The sequence below is a fragment of the Cohnella rhizoplanae genome, from assembly GCF_948329515.1.
Classification (GTDB): Bacteria; Bacillota; Bacilli; order Paenibacillales; family Paenibacillaceae; genus Cohnella; species Cohnella rhizoplanae.
The window spans coordinates 1-23,195 of sequence record NZ_CAOJCN010000002.1 but is presented as its reverse complement, the minus strand read 5'-3'; the positions used below and the strand labels follow the sequence as shown (position 1 = coordinate 23,195).

The window sequence follows — 23,195 nt, the reverse complement described above, 5'->3', positions numbered from 1 at the left end:
TGCGCGCCTAGGCCTTCAAGTGCTCCAGCAGCACCTTGCGGATGAGCTCCGCCGGCTGCGGCCGGTAGAACAGGAAGCCCTGGATGTCGTCGCACTCGTGCTGGGCGAGGAAGCGGTACTGCGCCTCCGTCTCGACGCCTTCGGCGACCACGGACAGGCTCAGTCGCCGCGCGACGAGCATCATGGCGTGGATGATCGCCTCGTCCCGGTCATCGTTGCCGATGCCGCTGACGAAGGAGCGGTCGATCTTGATGCGGCTGATCGGCAGCCGCTTCAGATAGCCGAGCGAGGAATGCTGAGTGCCGAAGTCGTCGATCGACAGCGTGATTCCCATGTCTCGCAGCAGCTCGAGCGTGGGGAGGTTTTCGTTTTGCATCGCCATGTTCTCGGTGATCTCCAGCTCCAGGTACCGCGGATCGAGTCCAGACGCCTCGAGCGCGCCTCGGACGGACGCCGCCACGTCGCCGGCGGCGAACTGGCGGGCGGACAGGTTGACGGCCATGCGCAGCTCCGGGAATCCCGCCTCCTGCCATGCCTTGTTCTGCGCGCACGCGACGCGCAGCACCCACTCCCCGATCTCGACGATGAGCCCCGTCTCCTCGGCGAGCGGGATAAAGCGCTGCGGGGACACCTGTCCCAGCTTCGGATGGTTCCAGCGCAGCAGCGCCTCCATGCCGACCAGGCGCCCGCTGCCTGCGTGGATCTGCGGTTGGTAATGCAGCTCGAGCTCTCCCCGCGACAGCGCTTTGCGCAGGTAGCTCCGCAGCTCCATCTGCTCGCCCGCGCCCGCAGGCGCGGAGCCGTCGTACCATTTGTAGCGGTTTTTGCCGGCTTCCTTCGCTGCGTACATGGCCTTGTCCGCGTGTTTGATCAGCGTCTGCGCGTCGGCCCCCTGGTCGGGATACAAGGCGATGCCGACGCTCGCCGTCAAGTAGTATTCGGCATCCTGAAGGTAGAAGGGCTGACGGAACAGCTCGATCACCTGCTCCGCGATGCGCTTGCCCTCCTCCGGTTCCTCGAGGTTCGGCACCACGATCGTGAATTCGTCTCCGCCGATACGGAAAAAAGCGAGGCCCGAACGGCCTTCGTCGACCTGGATGCTCTGCAGCCGCGACGCGGCTTCCTTGAGAAGGATATCGCCGTATGTGTGGCCGAGCGTATCGTTTACCAGCTTAAACTGATCGAGATCCAAGTACAGCAGCGCGAGCTTGCGCCCCAGACGGTGGGAAGCGGCCGTCTGCTCCTCGAGATGCACGTTGAAATACGTCCGGTTGTACACGCCCGTCACCGCGTCGTGATAGGCCATGTAGCGGAGCGCCTGCTCCTTGCTCTCCAGCATGCGGTTCTGCTCCCGCAGCTCCTCCTCGATCGCGATCAGCTCTTCGTTGGAAGCTTCGATGACCTCGTTCGCCTGCTGGAGCTCGCGCGTCCGTTCGCGCACTTTGATATCCAGCTTGGCCTTGCCCGTCAGCTGACCGTACAGCACGTAAAGGAGGAGCGCCACGCTGAGCAGGCTGACGCAGCGGATGGTCCACACCTTGCTCGCGATCTCCCGCAGCCGGTTCTCCTTGAGCTTGCCGGCCACCACCCATTCCCCTTCGGGCAGCTTCACCATCTCCCGCAGGCTGCCGCGGCCTTCAAACAGCGCGGCGTCGCCCAGCAGCAGGCGGCCGTTGGCACGGAGCGCGATGTCGAGCACGCCGTTGTCGGGAGACTGGATGCCCTCGCGCACCAAGGCCGGCAGGTCGAGCACGACCGAGGCGAACCCCCAGAACTCCCCGTCTACGAAAATCGATTGCCGCGTCAGCAGTCCCAGCCCCCCCTGCGCGAGCTCCAGCGGTCCCATCATGGTGACGGACCCGATCTTCATGGTACGCGCCGCATTGTCCCGGACCGCGGGATCGGCATGCTTGAACAGGTTCAGGCCGAGCAACGCTTCGTTGCCTTCGAGCGGGTATACGTACCGGGCGATGCCGTCAGGGTACAGGGACAGATTGCGAACGTCCGGAATGGAAGGGACGAAGTGTGCGGCGAACTCGTTGAAACGCGCGATATCGATTCTCCCGTCGTACATCAGCTCCATATCGGCGAACGCCTTGAGACTCTCCGACAACAGCAGGCGGCGATCGATGGCGAGTCTCAGCGAATTGGCTTCGGTCGCCAGCTCCGTAGCCGCGTCCTGGTCCGCCTGCCGCACGAGCCGGTCTTGGTAAAGGGAGGTGCTCCAACCAATCAAGACGACCAGAAGGATCAGAACGGCGAGAAGCAGCGCCCAGATTCCCAGCGCTGCTTTTCTGGCGGATGCATGGTTTGAATCGGTTACAGGCATGAATGACTTTCCCCCGGACAAGAACTGTATCCTAGAGATTCAACACGAATCGACATTTTCCTGCATTCTGGGCCAAAAGTCGCGCTTAACGAACGCGAGCGTTTGATTTTTGCGAAAACCCTTATCCGTCAGCGTCGACCGCTCATGCCAAACATCGTCTATGCCTGTCAGCCACGACAGCCGTGTCAGCCGGTGGATCGAGCCAGCGTCAGCAGGCTTCTGGCCCGATCGTAATCCGGTTGGCCGCGGATCTCGAACGAAAACGCCGACCAAGCTTCCGGTCTATCCGGTCTATCCGGTCTATCCGGTCCATCCGGTCCATCCGGACCATCAGACACAACCATTCTGTTCAATCCATCTGTTCCATCTGTTCCATCCGCTCGATCGGTTCCATACGATCCGTCAGATCCATCCGATCTTTCCCATCTGTCCGTTTTTTCCGATTTGTCCGAACTGTCCGGTCCATTCTGATCTCCCCATTTCCCCCGGCCGCGCTCGGACGGCACGCCAAGCCAATGCAACCGGCCCAGCAGCGCCTCTATGCTCTCGCCTCCCGCCGTGAGCAGCGCCGCGACCGCCTCCGAGCAGCGGGAGTCGTACAGCCCGTGAAGCGGCACCGGCCGATCGCGCACGATCGGGATGACCGCCTGGACGCCGTTCGCGAAGCCCATCATCAGCCGCCGAGCTTCCTCGGCCGAGACGAACGGCATGTCGGAGCCGACGATCCATACCAACGGATTGCGCGCGAGGCGCAGCGCCGAATGCATGCCGCCGAGCGGCCCGCGGCCCGGAAAATAATCCGTGATCATGCGCACCGAACCGTCCAGCACGTCGAAAAAGGGCTTCGGCGTATCGGTGACCACGATGATTTCCTTGCACAGCTTCCGCATTTCCCTCACTTGCCTGACGATTAGGGGCTCTTCTTGCAGGGGCAGAAGCGCTTTCAGGGTGCCGCCCAGCAGCGAATTCGGGCCGCCTGCCAGTATAGCGCCGGTAACGGATGCGCTTGACATGTCATTCTCTCCTTTCAGAGATTTGCGATCGCGGCTTCGACCTCCGCCGTCCGTCGGCCTTGTCCGATCAGCCTGTATGCGCGGTCGACCTCCGCTTGCGACGGCTCCGCCACGCCTTCCAGCCTGTATGCTCTGCCGAGCTGCCCCCATTTGTACACGCCCATCCGGTGATACGGCAGCACCTCGACCTTGTCGACGCCGCGCAGCCCGCCGATGAACTCGCCAAGCGCCAACAGCTCCGTCATTCCGTCGGTCCAGCCCGGCACGAGCACCCGCCGGATCCACATCGGGACGCCCGCGTCCGACAGATGCCTCGCGAAGGCGAGGATGCGGTCGTTCGGCTGCGTCGTCAGGTGCTCATGTCCGGCGCGATCGATCATTTTCAGATCCAGCAGCACGAGATCCGTCGCCGCCAGCAGGCGCTCCGTATGATGCGGGTCGCAGAATCCGGACGAGTCGAGCGCGGTATGCAGGCCCCAACGTTCCTTGCACTGCTCGAACAGCTCAGCGACGAACGGCGCCTGCAGCGTCGGTTCGCCGCCGGTGACGGTGATGCCGCCGCCCGACCTTTTATAAAAGGGAACATAGGGCTCGATCTCGTCCAGGACCTCGCCGACCGTCATCAAGCGTCCGCCCTTGGTATCCCACGAGTCCGGATTGTGGCAGTACGCGCACTGCAGCGCGCAGCCCTGCATGAAGAGCACGAAGCGGATGCCCGGACCGTCGACCGTCCCGAACGTCTCCAGAGAATGTATCCTCCCCGCGTGATGCATCGTCAAGTCCTCCTCTGAAGTATCGAATCGAGTCCGTCGTCCCGGGCTTCCGCCGCCCGTCCGAGGGCCGCGGGTACGCGGCCGTCCGGTCAGATCGTGCCGTGGAACGTCCGGTTGATGACGTCGAGCTGCTGCTCGCGCGTCAGTTTAATGAAGTTGACCGCGTAGCCCGAGACGCGGATCGTGAGCTGCGGGTATTGCTCCGGATGCTCCATCGCGTCGAGCAGCTGCTCCCGGTTGAACACGTTAATGTTCAAATGGTGCCCGCCCTTGTCGGCGTAGCCGTCGAGCAGCGAGACCAGGTTGCCGACGCGGGTCCGTTCTTCGCGCCCAAGCGCCTTCGGGATGATGGAGAACGTGTTCGAGATGCCGTCGAGGCAGTTGTAGTAGGGCAGCTTCGCGACCGAGCTGAGCGAAGCGAGCGCGCCCTTGCGATCGCGGCCGTGCATCGGATTCGCCCCGGGCGCGAACGGTTCGCCGGCCTTGCGGCCGTCCGGCGTGCTGCCGGTCTTCTTGCCGTAGACGACGTTCGACGTGATCGTCAGCACCGACAGCGTCGGCATCGAGCCGCGGTACGTCTCGCGCTTGCGCAGCTTGGATATGAACGCATCCGTAAGGTCGACCGCCATATCGTCCACGCGCGAATCGTTGTTGCCGAACTGCGGATAATCGCCTTCGATCTCGAAGTCGACGGCCAATCCCTTCTCGTTGCGGATCGGCTTCACCTTGGCGTACTTGATCGCGGACAGCGAGTCGGCGACGACCGAGAGGCCGGCGATGCCGGTCGCCATCGTACGCAGAATTTCCGTATCGTGGAGCGCCATCTCGATGCGTTCGTAGCTGTATTTGTCGTGCATGTAGTGAATGACGTTCAGCGTGTTGACGTATAACTTCGACAGCCACTCCAGCACTTCGTCGTAGCGTTCCATCACCTGCCCGTAGTCGAGGTATTCGCCGGTCAGCGGCGCGAGCTCGGGCCCGACCTGCACGCCCAGTTTCTCGTCCTTGCCGCCGTTAATCGCATAGAGCAGCGCCTTGGCGAGATTGGCGCGGGCGCCGAAGAACTGCATCTGCTGGCCGATCCGCATCGCGGAGACGCAGCAGGCGATGCCGTAGTCGTCGCCGTAGATCGGGCGCATCAGATCGTCGTTCTCGTATTGGATCGAGCTCGTATCGACGGATACCTTTGCGCAGTAGTCCTTGAAGCCCTCCGGCAGTTCCGTCGACCAGAGCACCGTCAGGTTCGGCTCCGGCGCCGGGCCCAAGTTGTACAGCGTGTGCAGAAACCGGAACGAGTTCTTGGTGACGCGCGTCCTACCGTCCTTGCCCATGCCGCCGATTGATTCGGTCACCCACGTCGGATCGCCGCTGAATAGCTCGTTGTAGTCCGGCGTCCGCAGAAACTTGACCAGCCGCAGCTTCATGACCAGGTGGTCGATCAGCTCCTGCGCCTGTTCTTCATTAAGCGTCCCTTCCCGCAGGTCGCGCTCGATGTAGATGTCGAGGAAGCTGGATACGCGTCCGAGGCTCATGGCAGCGCCGTTCTGCTCTTTAATCGCGGCCAGATAGGCAAAGTACAGCCACTGTACCGCTTCTCTCGCATTCGTCGCCGGGCCGGAGATGTCGTAGCCATAAGCGGCAGCCATCGCCTTGAGCTCGCCGAGCGCCCGGATCTGCTCGGACACTTCCTCGCGCAGACGGATCACATCTTCGCCCATGACGTCCTTTTCGAGCGCGGTTAGGTCGGTCTGCTTGGCCGCGATCAGCCGATCGACGCCGTAGAGCGCCGCCCTGCGGTAGTCACCGATGATCCGCCCGCGGCCGTAAGCATCCGGCAGGCCGGTGATGATCGCCGCCTTGCGGGCGAGGCGCATCTCGGCGGTATATGCGTCGAATACCCCTTGGTTATGCGTCTTGCGAATGTCGGTGAAGGTTCGGACCATCTCGTCCGGCAGCTTGTAGCCATATGCTTCGCACGCGTCCTGCGCCATCCGGATGCCTCCGAACGGCTGAATCGAGCGCTTCAGCGGCGCATCGGTCTGCAGGCCGACGATCTTCTCGAGCGCCTCGTCGATATAGCCGGCGCCGTGAGAGGTGATCGTCGATACCGTCTCGGTGTCGACGTCGAGCACGCCCCCGTTTTCCCGCTCCTGCTTCATCAGAGCGAGCACCTGCGACCACAACTGCCGGGTCGCTTCCGTCGGTTCGGCCAAGAATGCGGCGGCGCCCGTATACGGCGTCAGATTCAGGCCGAGGAAGTCGTTCACGTCTACCGCCGTCTGCCAGACGCCCCCCTCTAATCCGCGCCAGGCGTCCAGCCTGCCGGCGGATTCCCCGATCGTTTTGTTCAGGATGCTCATGATCGTTTCCCTCCCGTATTCGAACTTCCCGTGATCGTGCTTCCCGCAATCGAACTCTCGCGTTTGAGCCTCGCCTAGAACTTGCCGTAAAACGCATTCCTGTACACGTCCGCCAGCTCGGTGACGAGCGGCATGCGCGGGTTCGCGGTCGTGCATTGATCCTCGAACGCGCGGTCGGCGAGCTGGTCGACTGTCGCCTCGAAGTCGGCGGCATCAAAGCCGAGCGCCTGGAACGACTCCGGAATCTGCAGCGACAGGTTCAGCTGGCGAATCGCGTTAATGAGGCTGTGTACGCCTTCCTCCGTCGTGCGCGCCTGCAGGCCGAGCAGCCGGGCGATATCGGCGTAGCGCTTGTCGGCGACGAACCGGCTGTACTTCGGAAACGAAGCGAACTTCGTCGGCTGCTGCGCGTTGTAGCGGATGACGTGCGGCAGCAGGATCGCGTTGGTGCGGCCGTGCGCCGTATGGTACTGACCGCCCCACTTGTGCGCCAGGCTGTGGTTGATGCCCAGGAATGCGTTGGCGAACGCCATGCCGGCGATCGTCGAAGCATTGTGCATTTTTTCCCGGGCGACCGGATCGGCCTTGTGATACGAAGCTTCCAGGTTGTCGAACACGAGCTGGATCGCCTTGAGCGCGAGACCGTCGGTGAAGTCGCTCGCCATGACCGAGACATAGGCCTCGATCGCATGCGTGAGCACGTCCATGCCCGTGTCGGCGACCGCCGTCTTCGGCAAGCTGTAGACGTAATCCGGGTCAACGATGGCGACGTCCGGCGTGAGCTCGTAGTCGGCGAGCGGATACTTGGTGTTGCCCTTGTTCTTGTCGGTGATCACCGCGAACGACGTCACCTCCGAGCCGGTGCCCGACGTCGTCGGGATCGCGACGAACTTGGCGTTCTTGCCGAGACGCGGATACTTGTAGATTCGCTTGCGGATGTCCATGAACTTCTGCTTAAGCGAATCGAAGCTGGTGTCCGGATATTCGTAGAACAGCCACATGGCCTTCGCGGCGTCCATCGGCGAGCCGCCGCCGAGCGCGATGATGCAGTCCGGCTTGAACTGCGCCATTATGCGCGTGCCGCGCTCGACCGTGTCGACCGACGGGTCGGGCTCGACGTCGCTGAAGATCTCCACCGCTACCGGATCCTTGCGTTTGCGCAGATAGTAGGCGACCTTATCCACGTAACCGAGCTTCACCATCGCCTCGTCGGTGACGATCATGACGCGGCTGATGTCCGGCATCTTTTCGAGATACTGCGTTGCGCCCTTCTCGAAGTAGATCTTCGGCGGCACCTTGAACCATTGCATGTTGACCGTGCGGTAGGCGACGCGCTTCACATTGAGCAGATTGACGGCGGTCACGTTCGAGGTCGTCGAGTTGTGGCCGTACGAGCCGCAGCCGAGCGTGAGAGAAGGCAGATTCGTATTGTAAATGTCGCCGATCGCTCCATGCGTCGAAGGCGCGTTGACGATGATGCGTCCAGTCTGCAGGCGGGCTGAGAATGCCGCGATCACGGCCTGGTCGTGCGAGTGGATGACCGACGAGTGGCCCATGCCGCCGAAGGCGATGACCTGCGCGGCGCGCTCGATGCCCTGCTCCGCCGTCTTGATCTTGTAGCAGGCGAGCACGGGACTCAGCTTCTCGGCGGACAGCGGGAACTTCTCGCCCACGCCGGCCAGCTCAGCAACGAGTATCTTCGTCGCCGCCGGCACTTGAATGCCGGCCATCTCCGCGATCTTTGCGGCCGGCTGACCGACGATAACGGCATTGACCGCGCATTTCTCGGAGTTGATGACGAGCCGGGATACGGCCTCGGCTTCCTCATTATTGAGAAAGTAACAGCCTTGACGCGCCATGAGTGCTTTCGCCTGCTCGTAGATCGGCTCGTCGAGGATGACTGCCTGCTCGGACGCGCAGATCATGCCGTTGTCGAACGTCTTGGACAGAATCAGGTCCGTGACCGCCTGCTCCAGGTCGGCCGTGCGTTCGATAAAACAAGGGACGTTGCCGGGACCGACGCCGAGCGCCGGCTTGCCGGTGCTGTAGGCCGCCTTCACCATCGCGGAGCCCCCGGTCGCCAGTACGAGCGCGATATCCTTGTGGTTGATGAGCAGGCTCGTCGCTTCGACGGAGGGGTGCTCGATCCATTGGATGCAGTGCTCGGGGGCGCCGGCGGCTATGGCTGCATCGAGCAGCGTCCTTGCCGCGGCCGCGCTCGACTTTTGCGCCGACGGGTGAAAGGCGAATACGATCGGGTTGCGCGTCTTGGCGGCGATCAGCGACTTGAACATCGTCGTCGAGGTCGGGTTCGTGACCGGCGTGATTCCGGCGATGACGCCGACCGGCTCCGCGACCATGCGATAGTTCTCGTAGACGTTCTCTTCGATGACGCCGACCGTCTTTTCCGTCTTGATGCTGTGATAGATGTACTCCGTCGCGAAAATGTTCTTCGTGATCTTATCTTCGTAGACGCCGCGTCCGGTCTCCTCGACCGCGAGCTTCGCGAGCGGCATATGCTGGTCGAGTCCCGCTAGCGCCATCGCCTGCACGATCCTATCCACCTGCTCCTGATCGAGCTGCATGTACGCGTCGAGCGCCTTTTTGGCGCGCTCCGCCAGCAGGTTTGCTTCCTCCTGCGCGGAGATGAATTCGACTTGCGTTTTTTCCTTCGCCGCCATCCGTGTGGCCCCCCGTCAATATCGATTCGTGCGTTCGGTCCCGGCAGCCGGACAATATGGACGGCAGCCGGAGAGCTCCAGCCGCCGTTTCTGCCTTTCGATCGACTCAATCGAGGAATGCGTTAGTCAATGCGATGGATCAATGCGTTAGTCAATGCGCGACCGGCTTACCGTTGGCCCCCCCGTTATGCTTCTTGTCCGTGAAGGCGTGCTTGATCTTGCCGAAGCCTTTGCGGATGAGCGGGAGCAAGTAATAATCAAGTCCGAAGCGTCCGGCATTGGCGCCAGCGGTGAAAACGATGAAGCCGAGAACCAACAGCCAAGGGTTCGTGCTTACGGTGCCTGCGAAGAGGAACAACGCGTTCAGCAGCATTCCGAAGAAAGCGGCCGTTACCGTGAGTCCCCCGACGATCAGCCCTACGCCGATCAGGAACTCGCCGAGCGGGATCAGCACGTCGATCAGCTTGACGTTCGGCAATGCGAAGTGCTGGATGAAGTACGTGTAGTTAGGGAAAATCACTTCGTTTGTCGCATGGTCTGCGACCGGCTTAGCGACCGCGCCTTGGAGAAATCCTTTTGCCGTGAAGCCGCCTGTCAGCTTGTGCCAGCCCGCGTCGACCCACTGCCATCCGACATAGATACGAAGAAGCGTGACTGCGACTGCAGCCCATACGTTTTCTCTGAACCATTTGGTGACCATAGAGGCCATCTCCCTTTTCGCCGTTACGGCGTTTATTAGCGATGTCGTTCGACTTGCTTGCCTTACAACCTCAGTATGAGGGTTGCGGACGATTTCGAATGTGATGGATCTCACACTTCGACGCAAATCCTTGTGATTTTTTTCACTTAGTTGAGCGGGAGTTTAGCCGATCATGCGCTTAATAGCTGTAAACGTTCGAGTGGTCCTCCAGCGTCTCAATGATTTCTTCCTCCTCGTTCAGCCGGTTTTTCAAGAAGGCATAGGCTTGAAGCAGGTAGGACGCCAGCGCCTTCGCTTCCTCGGGCGAGATAGGGAGTACCGACTGCTCCAGCGTGTTCAAGAACGAGCCGATGAACCGCTCCGCAAGTCCGTAATCCTGCTCCATCAGCGTGAACAAGTCGGGCTCGGTCTCGAGGTACCATACCGCGTAAGGGAACAGCTCCGTTTTCTCCCAAGCGATATGCGCGCTCCATTCGGTCATGAAGTGCTTCACCCGTTCGTTTAGAATTCGCACATGAGCGTTCAGGTGGATGATGTCCTCATCCTTGCGTACCGTGCACACCTGCGCGTACAGATCCGCCAACTCCTCCTCCAACGCATCGTGCTCCTGTCTCGCTCTGACGACCGCACCGTTCAGCAGCGTATATCTCTCGTCATCGCCGGCGTAGGGCTTTAGCGCTTTGTTCGCTTCGTTTGTCGTTGTGCTCATCGGCAATTCCTCCTTCCCGTTATCGGGGCGTTGCTTCGTTTGATGAGTTCAATATAACGCTAATCAAGATTTTGTCATGTGATAAAAATCACAATAAAGGAGCTGCCACGAAACAGACACATGCATATTTCCTGTTTTAACAATATCCCCTTCGGTCAGGACGGCGAGTATATTCCTAAATACTCCGTTTTAACAATATCCCCTTCAGTAAGGCTGGCAGATAAAACTGGCTGCATCGCGTTTTAACGATATCCCCTTCGATCAGGCGAGCCTTATAAACAGTCTATGAGGCACTTGATTAGCTGGATTATGGTCAAAAAAAAGCGTGCAATTAAATCCATTATTTGCTATAATGAGAACATAAGTTCTTATCAAAAGGAGAGTTTACATGAGCGTCGGCCAATCGATTCGGAAATCCATACCGTTCTTTACCGAAGACGAATGCGCTGCCGCGCTGTTTGCAGCCAAGTGGTCCGAGGGTTTCCGCTGTCCCCGCTGCGCGCATTCAAGATACTATGATGTAAGTTCGCGAGGACGACGGCTTTTTGAATGCCGTTCCTGCTCTCACCAGACTTCGCTGACTGCCGGCACCGTGTTCGAGGGTACGCGCACGCCGCTGACCAAGTGGTTTACGGCCATGTATCTGATGCAATTCGGCATCAGCGCCGTGCTGCTCGCGGAATGGATCCAAGTGACATACAAGACCGCTTGGCTTATCAATCACAAATTGCGCCATGCAATCGGAGAGCGCGATCAAGATCGGCCGCTCGGCGGGAACTTGCAATTGTTGGGCGAGTATTACGGCTACGAATACCATCGATACTTCAGCGACAAGCTCGCGCAGGGTGAATTGAAGCCGCAGCCGATCGTGATCGGCGCCTCGCTGGACGAGACGGGAGAGGTCGTTCAGCTCAAAATGAAAGCGGTCGACGGTCCGGAAGGGGACTGCGTTCCGGGCAGCGGCAGCTCCGAGGGCGACGAAGCAATGGAACTTTTTTTGCAAAATCATGCGGCGAACCGGCGGGAGTCCGATCATTTGGAGGTGCTGAAGCGCAGTCATCGAGGACGCAAAGAGCCCCACTTGGCTTGGCTTGGAGTCGTTCGATGGTTGGCCTGGACATTCGGGGGGATCGGACCGAAGCATCTGCAGGCGTATTTGAACGAATATTGTTTCCGTTACATGTACGGGAGCAGGGCGCTTCCCGCGTTAATCGCAAACGTCGTCACGACAAGGACGATTACCTATCGGAGTTTGGTTGGCGCGCGTTCCGGCATCCGGCCCATCCGCTGGGCGTTTAGACGCCCTGTACGGAGCCGGCAGCAAGCGGGTTAACGCACCGGCAGTTCGTTACGGGAAATAGAGCAATCGCAGGCAAACCGACTCTTAAATCGGTCGACTTCGCCTACAATCGCTCCTGATCGAAGGGGATATTGTTAAAACGAGAGAAAATGATGCATGTGTGAGTCTGGGTTGGGATTTAATGTAAGTAGAAGCGATTCACGATGAGGAACCGGGCCGTTTAATAATAAAGGGTTCATTCAGCCAACCGGTACCGTAAGCGTGACGGTCGTGCCATGCCCCGGTTCGGAATGCAGCTTGAGCTCGCCGGAAACAGCGCGCGCGCGTTCTTCCATGCTGAAGAGGCCGACGCCGGAGCCTGCCGACGCGCGGGTGAAGCCGACGCCCTTGTCCCGAATAACCGCCTTGATTAAACCGTCGGTCTCCCGCAACGAGACGTAGGCCTCGGACACGCCCGCATACTTTCCAATATTGGTCAACGCCTCCTGGACGACGCGGTAGATGGTCGTCTCGGCGAGCAATGCCGGCCGGCGCTTGAGTTCGCAATCGAAGCGCACCTGGATACCGTAATGGCCTTCGAAATGCTCGATGTAGGTCCGAAGTGCCGGTACGACGCCGAGATCGTCGAGCACGGACGGACGCAGCTCCCAGGCGAGGCCTCGCACGTCGGACATGAGCTGCGACACCTGCTGCTCCAGCATGGAGAGACCCTCGTCCTCCCGCTCGGCCAGCAGACGGTCGATCGTAATCTTAAAGTAAAACAGGCTCTGGCCGATGCCGTCGTGCAAGTCTCTGGAGAAACGCCGCCGTTCCTCCTCTTGAATCTGCATCATCTGCGCCAGCATTGACTGCAGTTCTGCCTCCGTCTCCTTCAGACGCGTAACCTCGTGCCGGATCGCCAGGTATTGATACGGATGGCCCTCGCCGTCCGCGAACGGGACGATCGTCGTATCTACCCAGTACTCGCGCCCCGTCTTCCCTCTATTCTTGATCTCGCCGCGCCAGACCCGGCCGGATGAGATCGTCGTCCACAATTCCTTCATGAACGACTTGCCATGGTAGCCCGAATTAACAAGGCGATGATCCTGGCCGATCAGCTCGGAGCGTTCGTACCCGGAGATCTCGCAGAACTTGTCGTTTACATACCGAATCTTCCCTCTACGGTCGGTGATGGCGACGATCGCTGACTCGTCGAGCGCGAACTTGACGTCTACCAGCTGCTTCAGCGATCTGCGCAGTTCCTCCCGGTACTCATCGTCCGCCACGCCCCGGTCCAGCCCCGACAGCAAGCTTTCCACCTGCGCCGCCAGCATCTCCGCATGGTACCCGGAAAGGCCGGAATTTTCTTGATCAGTCAAAGGTCAGCAGCCCCTTTTTCATCGCGAATTTAACCAGGTCGGGACGGGTTCGCAGCTCGAGCTTCTCCATGAGGTTGCTCTTGTGCGATTCCACGGTTTTGACGCTGATGATGAGCTGTTCGGCGATTTCCTTGTTGGAGTATCCCTGCGCGACCTTGGCGAGAATCTCCTTTTCCCGCTCCGACAGGGATTCGTAGGTGCCTGCGTGGTCGCCGTTTTTCAGCTTGTCCAGATAATCGCTCATCAGCCGCTTGGTCGCGGACGGATACAAATAAGCCTGCCCCTCCGCCACATGGCGGATCGCGGTCAGCAACTCCTCGTGAGGCGCGCTTTTGAGGATGTAACCCGAAGCGCCCGACTGGATCGCCCGGAATAGATATCCCTCGTCATCGTGCATGGTCAGAATGAGCACGGCGATCCCCGGATGCGACTTTTTAAGTTCTGCGGCGGCCGTAAGCCCATCTTTGCCGTGCGGCATGCTGAGGTCCATGAGCACGACGTCCGGACGGAGCGCCTCGGCTTGCGCGATCGCTTCGTCTCCGTCCGCGGCCTCGCCAACGACCTCCATTCCCTGTCTGCCGTTCAAAAGCATCATGAGCCCGGAACGAACGATAGCATGGTCGTCCACGACCAATATCCGGATCATCTCTACTCCTCCCACCTACGTAAAAAGCCCCTCTTCTAACCTATTCTATCATAGCTGCTGGCGACCCGGCGCGACGCTCAGCCGCCTTGCATCGATCCCGCCGCAGACAGCCCGGTCAACAGCGCGGCGATCCGATCGCCCGCCGCAGCGACGATCCGGCGTTCCTCGGTACGATAGATCCTCTTCCTGCGGTCTCCTGCGATCAGAACGCCAGCGAGCGAAGTACCCAGATATAAAGGGACCGCATAAGCCGAGCGCAGATCCTCCGCGAGCAGCAGGGGGAACTCCTGAAGACGGCGCGAACAGACAAGCTCCGTCATACTGAGCGAGATCGGCCTGCCTACCTTCAGCACGGTCGCCGACAGGCCGCGGCCCGGCTTTTCCGCAATGCCGGCATATCGTTCGTTGGCGTGACCGGACGCCACCTGCCACCTCAGGACCCGCAACGGCGCCTCCGTCATACCTACCGCGCCAAAGTCGCAACCGATCTCCGCGCGCAGTGCGGCCAAGCTCGCGATAATGTCTTCGCGACTGCCATGTTCGATCATCGTCCATCCCTCCAAGCCAGTCGTATCCCATCCTCTTGTCTACAGTGTACCGAAGCGTCAGCTCCCCGTAAGTCGGGGAATTCCCCGAATTCGCAGGCGGGAAACTCCTGATTCCGGCAGCCGCAGTGACGAATCTCACAAAAAGATAAGGGAATTCCCGGCGGAAGATCAGGAGGTTCCCCGATCTACGACGGAGCCGCGATGCGATATGATAAAGTCATCAAAGGGAATCGGATAGGGGACACGCGGTCATGGGCGAAGCGTTGAAGAGCAGGACGGCCGGAGAACGGCCGCAAGACAATGAACTTGGTATTCACCGCTTTTTCTCGGAGGACCAGTTCGCCCGCCTCGAAGAGCTGATGTATCCCAAGCATGCGGAAAAAGGCAGCTATCTGTTCTGGGAAGGCGATCAGGCCGGCAAGCTGTACTATCTGCGGTCGGGCAAGGTCAAGCTGCGGAAATCGACGGATGAAGGCAAGGACTTCATGCTCTCGATCATGCAGGCGGGAGACCTGGTCTGGGAACCCGAAAACGGGCTCACCAAGGTCCACTCGTTCAGCGCGGAGGTGCTGGAGGAGGCCGAACTCGGCGTGGTGCAGTGGAAGGACCTCGAAATTCTATTGTACCGGTACGGGGATTTTGCCGTACGCTTCATGAATTGGATGGCGATCGCTCAGCGCGTGAGCGAGTCGAAGTTCCGCGATCTGCTGCTGTTCGGCAAGCCGGGCGCGCTCGCTTCGACCCTGATCCGGATGGCCAACACGTACGGCATCGCCGTACCTGAAGGCATCAAGATCACGCTTAAGCTTACGCATGCGGAGATTGCGGATCTCATCGGCACATCGCGCGAGAGCGTGAACCGCATGCTGAGCGGCTTCAAGGACGAGGGCATCATCGATCTCCGTCAAGGACGTATCGTCATCCTGCGACTGAACGCGCTGCGCGAGATCTGCCACTGCCCGACATGCCCCGCATGCCCCAAGGAGATATGCAGAATCTGAGCGAGATGCCGAATCTGCGTCCGGCGTGCGGATTGTAATGCAATCGTAATATAGCTTTCATCTATCCTTCATCTTCGGCGGTTACAATACAGACATGACCCCCCTTTTCAATAATATATCTTTTGGGCTTGCAGCTTCCGCTGCAGGCCCGCTTTTTTTTTGCCGCCGTATCCTCCGCACCTTCTTCTGGGCGGGCGCATATCGTACCTTAGCGATATTCGCCCAGCCGAGGAGGAACGTGCATGACACATAAAGGGCCGTCCAACCGACAGCCGTCCCCGAAGAAGGCGCAGCGGGAGAAGACGGAAAAGAGGGAAGCGCAGCTTCACGCCAAGGCGCCCGCCAAGAAAAAGACGGGCGTCTCGGTCAAACAAAGCGCGCAAACCGAGTCGTTCGAGCCGGACATTCCGGTTAGACAGATCCCCTGGTGGTTCACCCCCGAGCATCAACGCGCGCTCGGGCCGGGCGGCGGCGGTCCCTTGGGCCACCTGCTGCCGCCAAGGCCGCCAGGTCAAGGGCCGGGTCATGGAGGATTTCCGCCAGGACCGGGGCCGTTCCCGCCAGGGCATGGTCCATTCCCGCCAGGACCCGGACCGTTCCCGCCTGGTCATGGTCCATTCCCGCCAGGACCCGGGCCGTTTCCGCCGGGGCCATTTCCGCCAGGACCGGGACCATTCCCGCCCGGGCCGTTTCCGCCAGGACCAGGACCGTTTCCGCCGGGGCCGTTTCCGATTCCGATACCGATTCCGCTGCCGATTCCGGTTCCAGGACCGGGGCCATTCCCCGTCCCGGTGCCCGGACCTTCCAGCTTCGTAGCCGTAACGGTCGAGGGCGGACTCACGTTCCCGAACATCTCGGGCACGAGCTACGTGACCTTCTATCCCGGCATGACGCTGCGCCAGGCCTTATATGCGACGGGCCGGGTCCAGTTCGGACCGAACGGCTTTATCGTGAGCGTCGCGGGCATTCCTGTCGGCGGCGCGATCGGACTCACGGTGCGCTACAACGGCCGCGTCATCCCGCAGACGCTGCTCGATCAGCCGATCACGCCGGGGAGTACGATAACGCTGAGTCTCTTCTACCTGTGAGATGCGCGAAAAAGACCAAGAACCGCACGCTGACGTGCGGTTCTTGGTCTATCTGTCGTGTGCTGCGCTGCGTGCGCCCGTTGCAGCCCCTCGGCATGCTACCCGACCTCGCGGCTCACGCGGCGCTTCAGCAGCAGGGGCACGAGCATGGCGGCGGCGAACACCGCGCCAGCCAGCGCGATCTCGCGCCAGTCGCCGCGCGTCAGGCTGGCGCCGAGAAAGCAAAAGGCGAACGTGCCAGGCAGCGTGCCGATCGCCGTCGCGGGCACGTAGGCGCGCAGCGGCACCCTCGCCGCGCCGGCTGCATAGCTGACGAGGTCGAACGGCACGAACGGCGCCACCCGCAGCATGAGCACCATGGGAAAGCCGCGGCGCTGCATCGCGTCCTCCAGCTTGCGCAGGCGCGGATCGTCTCGCCCTTTGAAGAAGCCAAGCCCCACCTGGCGCGCCAGCAGAAACGACAGCACCGCGCCGGGGAGCTCCCCCACGAACGTATAGAGCATGCCGTACCATGTGCCGAAGGCGAGTCCGCCAGCCAGCGTCAGCACGGACGCGGGGAACAGCACGAACGGGCGTGCGACGAACAAGCCGATATAGATGGCTGGAGCGATCCAGCCAAAGGACAGCATCCAGTTGCGAAGCGTGCTCGGCGTAATTTTCAGATAGTGGAAGTTGACCCACAGCAGCGCGCACGCGACCCCGGCGATGGCAAGCGACAGCAGAACGACCTTGCGGCTCACACGAACACTCCCGTCTAGAGTTCCATGCAAGCATCATACAGGAAATAACATTCGTTTTCCAAATCGGCCAGCGTCCCGTCACCTTGCCTACTGACGCAGTTTAAATGTTACGGTCAGCATGCTGTCCCCGGGATCTCCGCCTGCCATCGTCTCCATCTGGTAGCTCACGCTCGACAGCTCCGGCATCAGCTTGAGTAGGGCATCCAGATCCGGCTTGGATTCGGACGTGTAGCGCATCTTGGCAGAGGTCTGCCCGGCCGCGGCTGCCGAACGAAGCTGCGCGGCGATCTCCTTAACCGTCGATACCGAGCGGGACGGGTCCAAGTAGTCGAGCCCCATATCCTCCCGCAGGTCCTTATAGAAAGCGGTACGGGACTTGTCCTTGGCCGCCAGCGAAGCGAGCGTATTCTTGTAGGAGGTGACGGCCTGCGGATAGCCCGATTTCCAGACATGGTCCTTCTTCAAAGCGGCGTCGGTGACCAGGTAGTAACCGTACGTCGTCCTCCCCTTCACGTCGGGGACGGGGTCGTCGAACGTCGTATCGAGCTGGTACCAGACGCCGTCCAGCTTCACGAGATTCCACGCGTGCGCGCCGGTGCTCACGGTCCCTTCGACGATCCGCGCCGGGATGCCGGCGTCCGTCAGCAGCCGGTAAGTGAGCGAGGCATAACCCTGGCAGACGGTCAATCCGTTCTTCAGCGCATCGTAGGCGGAGTGCCTGACCAGCGACCGGTCGTAGGCGACGTGGAGCAGCACCCAATCATGGATGGCCTTCACCTTCTGATGAGCGTTCATATTCTTGGTGACGATCGAGGCCAGGATCTGCTTGGAGCGCGCATTCACGTAAGCAGTCTGGGCGGCGGTCTCCCAATACTTCATCGTAACGCTGAGCGTGGAGGTCTTGCCGTCGGTGCTGACGGCATAGCGGTAGGAGCGAATCGCGTACTTCAGGTAGTCGTCGGCGGCGAACACGACATCGAACGCCTTGGATACTTCGGCGGTGGCGAGCTTGCCCTTCAGCACGAGACTGAAAGATTCGCTGCGGGCGCCGAGCTTCTGCTTCAAGGCGCTCTGCAGGGTGGCCGTCTCGCCGGCCGAGACGGCGGCGACGGCCGTATCGCGATAGGGCCAGCAAGCGGATGCCAGCAGGAGCGCAGACGACAGCAGAAATCCGGTAAAGGCGCTAAGCTTGCGTTTGGACGCGGTCATCTCACGCACTCCCTCCGTGGTGTATAAGTTATACTATCGGCTATCGTACGGCTGTTCGTAACCTCGGTAACCTTACATGATATAATCTATCATGAATGCGGAAACGGAGGATGGGCCCTTTGAATCGAATTGTACCGTTAAGTTTGGGACCCGACGCTTTTTTCTCGTCCTATCGCCAGACGACGAACGACAGCGATTGGCTCGCCTATCATGCCCATCAGGGCATCGAGATGCTATATGTTCATCAAGGGCGCGGCGAAGCCACGACCGAGGACGCCCGCTACCCGATCCGCCCCGGCGCTCTGCTGCTGTTCCCGCCTTACCAGCTTCATAAGATCGACGTGCCCTCGGTACCGGGCACGCCCTATATCCGTTCTCTCGTGAAATTCGATCCCCGGATCGTCGAGCCTTACCTGGCGCCGTACCCGGGGCTTGCCCGCTGGTTCCAGAAGCTGAAGCGCGGGCTGCTGTCCCGCTCCTACTTCGAGCTCGGCGCCGAGGCGCGGCTGCCCGGCATGCTGCAGGACTTCCACGCGCTCTACGCGGCCCCGGGCCCGGACAAGGAGGAGCAGCGGTCGCTGTTCCTCGTCTCGCTGCTGCACGAGCTGCGCCATCGGGTATTCCCGCCGGACAGCCGGACCGGATCGCCCGAGGGCGAAGGCCATTCCCTGCATATCGACCGGATCATGGACTGGCTCGAGGCCAGGTACGCCCGCCCCTTCGATCTGCAGGCATTGTCGGGCGATCTGCATCTGTCGCCGTACTACCTGTCCCATCTGTTCAAGGAACATACGGGCAGCAGTATCCGCGACTACATCACCGCCAGGCGGATTCGCGAAGCCTGCCGGCTGCTCAGCGCCACCTCGGACCCGATCTCGTCGATCGCGGAGCAGGTCGGGGGCTTCGGCGCCTCGCATTTCTGCCAGCTGTTCAAGAAAAGCAAGGGAATGAGCCCGGAGGCGTTCCGTCGGACGGTGCAGCAGGGGTTTACCGCCGCCCCTTGATTTCCCGACCGCAACTTAGCCATATACTCCCGCAACCCGCCCGAACCGCGCCTCTATATAATGGGGGTGAAAAGAACATCGGATCAGGGAGGCAATACGATATGTGGCAGCAAGCGATCGAAGACGCGCTCGGCATCACCGCCCGCAACCTGGAACGATTCAAGGGCCGGTTCCCCCACGTGAGCGACGGCAGCAACAAGTACGTGCTCAACGACAATACCGACTGGACCGACGGCTTCTGGTCGGGCATTCTGTGGCTGTGCTACGAATATACGGGAGACAAGCAATACCGCGAGGGCGCCGTCCGGACGGTCGAGAGCTTCCGCGACCGGCTGGAACGAGGCGTGCAGCTCGACCATCATGACATCGGCTTCCTCTATTCCCTGTCTTCGAAGGCCCAATGGATCGTGGAAAAGGACGAATCCGCACGCGAGCTGACGCTGGCCGCCGCGGACGTGCTCATGCGCCGCTGGCGAGAGGATGCGGGCATCATTCAAGCCTGGGGTCCGAAGGGCGATCCGGACAACGGCGGCCGCATCATCATCGACTGCCTGCTGAATCTGCCGCTCCTGCTCTGGGCAGGGGAGCAGACGGGCGATCCCGAGTACCGCCGCGTCGCCGAAGCGCACGCCCTGAAGAGCCGCCGGTTCCTCGTCCGCGGCGACGATTCGAGCTATCATACGTTCTACTTCGATCCGGCGAACGGCAACGCCATCCGCGGCGGCACGCACCAGGGCAACACGGACGGCAGCACGTGGACGCGCGGCCAGGCCTGGGGCATCTACGGCTTCGCGCTGAACAGCCGGTATCTGGGCGATCCGGACCTGCTGGAGACGGCGAAACGCATGGCGCGCCACTTCCTCGCCCGGGTGCCGGAGGACGGCGTCGTGTATTGGGACTTCGAGGTTCCGCAGGTACCGTCCACCAAGCGAGACAGCTCCGCCTCCGCCATTACGGCATGCGGCCTGCTGGAGATCGCAAGCCAACTGGACGAGAGCGACCCGGAGCGCCAGCGCTTCATCGACGCCGCGCAGGCGGCCGTAACCGCGCTGCGCGAAGGCTACGCCGAGCGGGACGACGGCGAGGCCGAAGGCTTCCTCCGCCGCGGCTCGTATCACGTGCGCGGCAACCACTCGCCCGACGACTACACGATCTGGGGCGACTATTATTACCTGGAGGCGCTGCTGCGACTGGAACGCGGCGTCACGGGCTACTGGTACGAGCGCGGGCGTTAAGTCCGACGCCAGCCACAACAAAACAAGCCGCCCAGCAAATCCGAAACGGACTGCTGGGCGGCTTGTTCGTCGTGCCGGCGGCCGCTACGCTCTGCGTGCGGCCTTGGCGAGGCAGCCGCAAGTCGCGAGATGCATCGCTTCGTGCAGCAGACCAAAGCTAAACAGCTCGCCCGCGAGGCGGAAGTCGAGCGGCCCGAACTGCAGCGGAGAAGGCAGCGGCCGGGCCAGGCTGTCCGGGTCGATCTCCGCTATGGCCGCGAGTTGGCGCGACATCCGTTCCATCAGCTCCTCCTTGGCCGGCGGCGTCCCGGTCCAATCCGCGGGCCTGGTGCCGGAGTTGAAAAATGAAGCGTAGGAAGGCGGAATCAGCGATTCGGCCGAAAAGCAAAGCGACCTGTAAGCATCCATCCAATATACAAGATGGCCTGCGTTCCAGCGAATCGTGTTGTTGAAGCCTGCGGGCTGAACGTCGAACAGTTCCTCGGGGATGGCCTGCAGCTCTTGAATGGACAGCCGGCGTACGGTCAGGGCGGAATCGACGATGATCGCGGACATGAACGAATACCTCCTCGGCTTAAGCTTGCGCTTGACATGGCTTCAGTTTAAAGTCGGCGGTCTCTTCCTTCAATGCAGCCCCGATTAACGAATCGTTAAGTAAGACTTAACGATCTGGTGTTGACTTAAGCGCTCAGCTTGATGAAGATGAAGGATATAAAGGCGGGCGGGTACAAGGGGCGCATCACAGGATCGGAAGCGGGGGTTATCCATGGAGTTGAGGCAGCTTCAGTATTTTATGGCGATTTGCGAGGAGCTTCACTTTTCCCGGGCCGCCGAAAAAACGGGCGTGAGCGCGGCGAATATCAGCCAGCAAATACGGGCCCTTGAGGAAGAGCTGGGCGTGCCGCTGTTCGAGCGCGCCGGAAGAACAATCGCGCTGACGGATGCGGGAACGATCTTGCGCGAGCACGGCGCGGCCGTCTTCGGGCATCTGGCGCAAGCGCGCGACGCGATCGCGGGCCTGAAGCTGACACAGGGCGGATCGTTGTCCGTCGGCGTGCTGCCCGGCGACGCGGATCTGCTGTTCAACTCGCTGCTGCTGGACTTCCACCAGGCCTATCCCCAGGTCACTGTGTCTCTGCAGGAGACGATGAATGTAACGGAGCAGGTGCTGGATCGCACTATCGACATCGGCGTGACGATCGGTCCCGTGGCCGACGAGCGACTAACCGCGATCCCCTTGTTCCATGAGGAATTCGCGCTTGCCGTCGGCACGCTGGATCCGCTGGCGACGGCATCCTCCGTACCGCTCAAAAGGCTGGAGTCGCTTAAAATGGTCCTGTTCCCCGTCGACCATCAGTGCCGCAGGCTCGTGGACCGTTATTGCATGGAGAACGGGTTCAGGATTCAACCGCTCATGGAGGCGACCACCTTGGCGTCCCTGTTGAAGATGGTTCAAAAAGGGATCGGCGCTTGCGTGCTGCCGCGGCTGCTGCTGGAGAATATCAACGACCCGGACATTCGGACCGTTCGGCTGACCTCCCCGACCCCGAGCCAGGACATCTGTCTGATCTACCGCAAAGATCGTTATGTCAGTAACGCGATGCGGACGTTCATCAAGACGCTCCGGAATTATATCGAGGCGGCGATAGGGCACGCGAAGTCCTCGTAAACTTACGCTTCTTTCTCAAAAAAGCGAAAAGCCCGCATTCGCCCCCCCTTGCGGGATGTGCGAATAAGGGCCTTTCCGCTTGATAGCGTGCCGCCTTTACTTCGACGCTTCTTCCTTCAGCGCCTTCAGGCGCTTCATGACGTCATTCGCGCCGCAGCCGAAGTAATCGTGCAGCGTCCGGTATTCCGCGTACAGCCGCTCGTAAACCGCCACATTCTCGGGGATCGGCTTGAACGTCTCCTCCCGCACGCGCGCCATCGCCTTCGCCGCGTCGACGACGCTGTCGTAGCCGCCCTTGGCCGCGCCTGCCGCGACCGCGCCGAACATCGCCGCGCCTACCGCCGGCGTCTGCTTGGAATCCGCCACCTTGATCTCCCGGTTCGTCACGTCCGCGTAGATCTGCATCAGCAGCGCGTTCTTCTGCGGCAGCCCGCCGCAGGCGTAAACTTCCTCGACCGGCACCCCGTTGTGGTGGAACGCGTCGATGATCGTCCGCGTCCCGAATGCCGTCGCCTCGAGCAACGCGCGGTACAGCTCCTCCGGCTTGGTCAGCAGCGTGTAGCCGACCACGACGCCCGTCAGGTTCGTATCCACGAGCACCGAGCGGTTGCCGTTCCACCAGTCCAGCGCGACCAGTCCCGTCTCGCCCGGCTTGTACTGCGCCGCGCGCTCCGTCAGCCACTGGTGCACGCCGACGCCCTGCGCCTCGGCCGCTTCCTTCACGTACGCCGGCACGGCCTCCTCGACGAACCACTCGAAGATATCGCCTACCGCCGACTGACCGGCCTCATAGCCCATATAGCCTTCGATGATGCCGTCCTCGACGACGCCG

At 61.1% G+C, this 23,195-nt stretch carries 20 protein-coding genes; 6 read left to right on the top strand and 14 right to left on the bottom strand.

Features of this window, described 5'->3' with window-relative positions; all coding sequences use genetic code 11:
• Positions 1-7 precede the first annotated feature (7 nt).
• From PQG80_RS04440 to PQG80_RS04410, 7 genes are all read right to left on the bottom strand, one after another.
• A complete protein-coding gene (locus PQG80_RS04440; RefSeq protein ID WP_271749959.1) occupies positions 8-2,329 on the bottom strand; it encodes a putative bifunctional diguanylate cyclase/phosphodiesterase in 2,322 nt (773 codons plus the stop codon).
• Between the two features lie 185 nt (positions 2,330-2,514).
• Positions 2,515-3,342 carry a molybdenum cofactor guanylyltransferase gene (mobA, locus tag PQG80_RS04435; RefSeq protein WP_271749958.1) on the bottom strand — a complete coding sequence of 276 codons (828 nt, stop codon included), beginning with the start codon at positions 3,340-3,342 and terminating at the stop codon, positions 2,515-2,517.
• Positions 3,343-3,356: 14 nt separating this feature from the next.
• Positions 3,357-4,115, bottom strand: a complete 759-nt coding sequence (gene pflA / locus PQG80_RS04430; RefSeq protein WP_271749957.1) for a pyruvate formate-lyase-activating protein — start codon at positions 4,113-4,115, stop codon at positions 3,357-3,359.
• Between the two features lie 89 nt (positions 4,116-4,204).
• Positions 4,205-6,475, bottom strand: a complete 2,271-nt coding sequence (gene pflB / locus PQG80_RS04425; RefSeq protein WP_271749956.1) for a formate C-acetyltransferase — start codon at positions 6,473-6,475, stop codon at positions 4,205-4,207.
• A gap of 74 nt (positions 6,476-6,549) precedes the next feature.
• Positions 6,550-9,156: a bifunctional acetaldehyde-CoA/alcohol dehydrogenase gene (adhE, locus tag PQG80_RS04420; protein ID WP_271749955.1), complete on the bottom strand. Its 2,607-nt coding sequence runs from the start codon at positions 9,154-9,156 to the stop codon at positions 6,550-6,552.
• A gap of 151 nt (positions 9,157-9,307) precedes the next feature.
• The gene (locus PQG80_RS04415; protein ID WP_271749954.1) at positions 9,308-9,856 is read right to left on the bottom strand and encodes a DoxX family protein; all 549 of its coding nucleotides are present in this window, start codon (positions 9,854-9,856) and stop codon (positions 9,308-9,310) included.
• Between the two features lie 178 nt (positions 9,857-10,034).
• On the bottom strand, positions 10,035-10,565 hold the full coding sequence (locus PQG80_RS04410; RefSeq protein WP_271749953.1) for a hemerythrin domain-containing protein: 531 nt from the start codon (positions 10,563-10,565) through the stop codon (positions 10,035-10,037).
• Positions 10,566-10,953: 388 nt separating this feature from the next.
• Here PQG80_RS04410 and PQG80_RS04405 point away from each other — a divergent pair, with 388 nt between their 5' ends.
• Positions 10,954-11,898 (top strand): IS1595 family transposase, encoded by a 945-nt coding sequence (locus PQG80_RS04405; protein ID WP_271749952.1) that lies wholly within the window; start codon positions 10,954-10,956, stop codon positions 11,896-11,898.
• A 206-nt stretch (positions 11,899-12,104) separates the two neighbouring features.
• On the opposite strand, the gene PQG80_RS04400 is transcribed toward PQG80_RS04405, so the two are convergent.
• The 3 genes from PQG80_RS04400 to PQG80_RS04390 form a co-directional block, all read right to left on the bottom strand.
• The gene (locus tag PQG80_RS04400; RefSeq protein WP_271750487.1) at positions 12,105-13,178 is read right to left on the bottom strand and encodes a PAS domain-containing sensor histidine kinase; all 1,074 of its coding nucleotides are present in this window, start codon (positions 13,176-13,178) and stop codon (positions 12,105-12,107) included.
• Between the two features lie 37 nt (positions 13,179-13,215).
• Positions 13,216-13,869 carry a response regulator transcription factor gene (locus PQG80_RS04395; RefSeq protein WP_271749951.1) on the bottom strand — a complete coding sequence of 218 codons (654 nt, stop codon included), beginning with the start codon at positions 13,867-13,869 and terminating at the stop codon, positions 13,216-13,218.
• A gap of 77 nt (positions 13,870-13,946) precedes the next feature.
• Positions 13,947-14,417 carry a GAF domain-containing protein gene (locus PQG80_RS04390; RefSeq protein ID WP_271749950.1) on the bottom strand — a complete coding sequence of 157 codons (471 nt, stop codon included), beginning with the start codon at positions 14,415-14,417 and terminating at the stop codon, positions 13,947-13,949.
• A gap of 251 nt (positions 14,418-14,668) precedes the next feature.
• Between PQG80_RS04390 and PQG80_RS04385 the strand changes: the two genes are divergently transcribed.
• Together PQG80_RS04385 and PQG80_RS04380 are read left to right on the top strand one after the other, a co-directional pair.
• A complete protein-coding gene (locus tag PQG80_RS04385; RefSeq protein ID WP_271749949.1) occupies positions 14,669-15,418 on the top strand; it encodes a Crp/Fnr family transcriptional regulator in 750 nt (249 codons plus the stop codon).
• A 242-nt stretch (positions 15,419-15,660) separates the two neighbouring features.
• Positions 15,661-16,506, top strand: a complete 846-nt coding sequence (locus PQG80_RS04380; protein WP_271749948.1) for a hypothetical protein — start codon at positions 15,661-15,663, stop codon at positions 16,504-16,506.
• Between the two features lie 98 nt (positions 16,507-16,604).
• On the opposite strand, the gene PQG80_RS04375 is transcribed toward PQG80_RS04380, so the two are convergent.
• Both PQG80_RS04375 and PQG80_RS04370 read right to left on the bottom strand, forming a co-directional pair.
• Positions 16,605-17,246 (bottom strand): TVP38/TMEM64 family protein, encoded by a 642-nt coding sequence (locus tag PQG80_RS04375; RefSeq protein WP_271749947.1) that lies wholly within the window; start codon positions 17,244-17,246, stop codon positions 16,605-16,607.
• A gap of 87 nt (positions 17,247-17,333) precedes the next feature.
• A complete protein-coding gene (locus PQG80_RS04370) occupies positions 17,334-18,455 on the bottom strand; it encodes a transglutaminase domain-containing protein (protein ID WP_271749946.1) in 1,122 nt (373 codons plus the stop codon).
• A gap of 119 nt (positions 18,456-18,574) precedes the next feature.
• Here PQG80_RS04370 and PQG80_RS04365 point away from each other — a divergent pair, with 119 nt between their 5' ends.
• Entirely contained in the window at positions 18,575-19,459 is an 885-nt protein-coding gene (locus PQG80_RS04365) for an AraC family transcriptional regulator (protein ID WP_271749945.1), read from the top strand.
• 101 nt (positions 19,460-19,560) lie between these two features.
• Positions 19,561-20,694, top strand: a complete 1,134-nt coding sequence (locus PQG80_RS04360; protein ID WP_271749944.1) for a glycoside hydrolase family 88 protein — start codon at positions 19,561-19,563, stop codon at positions 20,692-20,694.
• A gap of 84 nt (positions 20,695-20,778) precedes the next feature.
• Here PQG80_RS04360 and PQG80_RS04355 read toward each other — a convergent pair whose 3' ends face one another.
• Positions 20,779-21,249 carry a DinB family protein gene (locus tag PQG80_RS04355; RefSeq protein WP_271749943.1) on the bottom strand — a complete coding sequence of 157 codons (471 nt, stop codon included), beginning with the start codon at positions 21,247-21,249 and terminating at the stop codon, positions 20,779-20,781.
• 211 nt (positions 21,250-21,460) lie between these two features.
• Here PQG80_RS04355 and PQG80_RS04350 point away from each other — a divergent pair, with 211 nt between their 5' ends.
• Positions 21,461-22,363, top strand: coding sequence for a LysR family transcriptional regulator (locus PQG80_RS04350; protein ID WP_271749942.1), 903 nt, complete (start codon positions 21,461-21,463; stop codon positions 22,361-22,363).
• 96 nt (positions 22,364-22,459) lie between these two features.
• On the opposite strand, the gene PQG80_RS04345 is transcribed toward PQG80_RS04350, so the two are convergent.
• Positions 22,460-23,195: FGGY-family carbohydrate kinase (locus PQG80_RS04345; RefSeq protein ID WP_271749940.1), on the bottom strand; the 736-nt coding region annotated here is incomplete at its 5' end.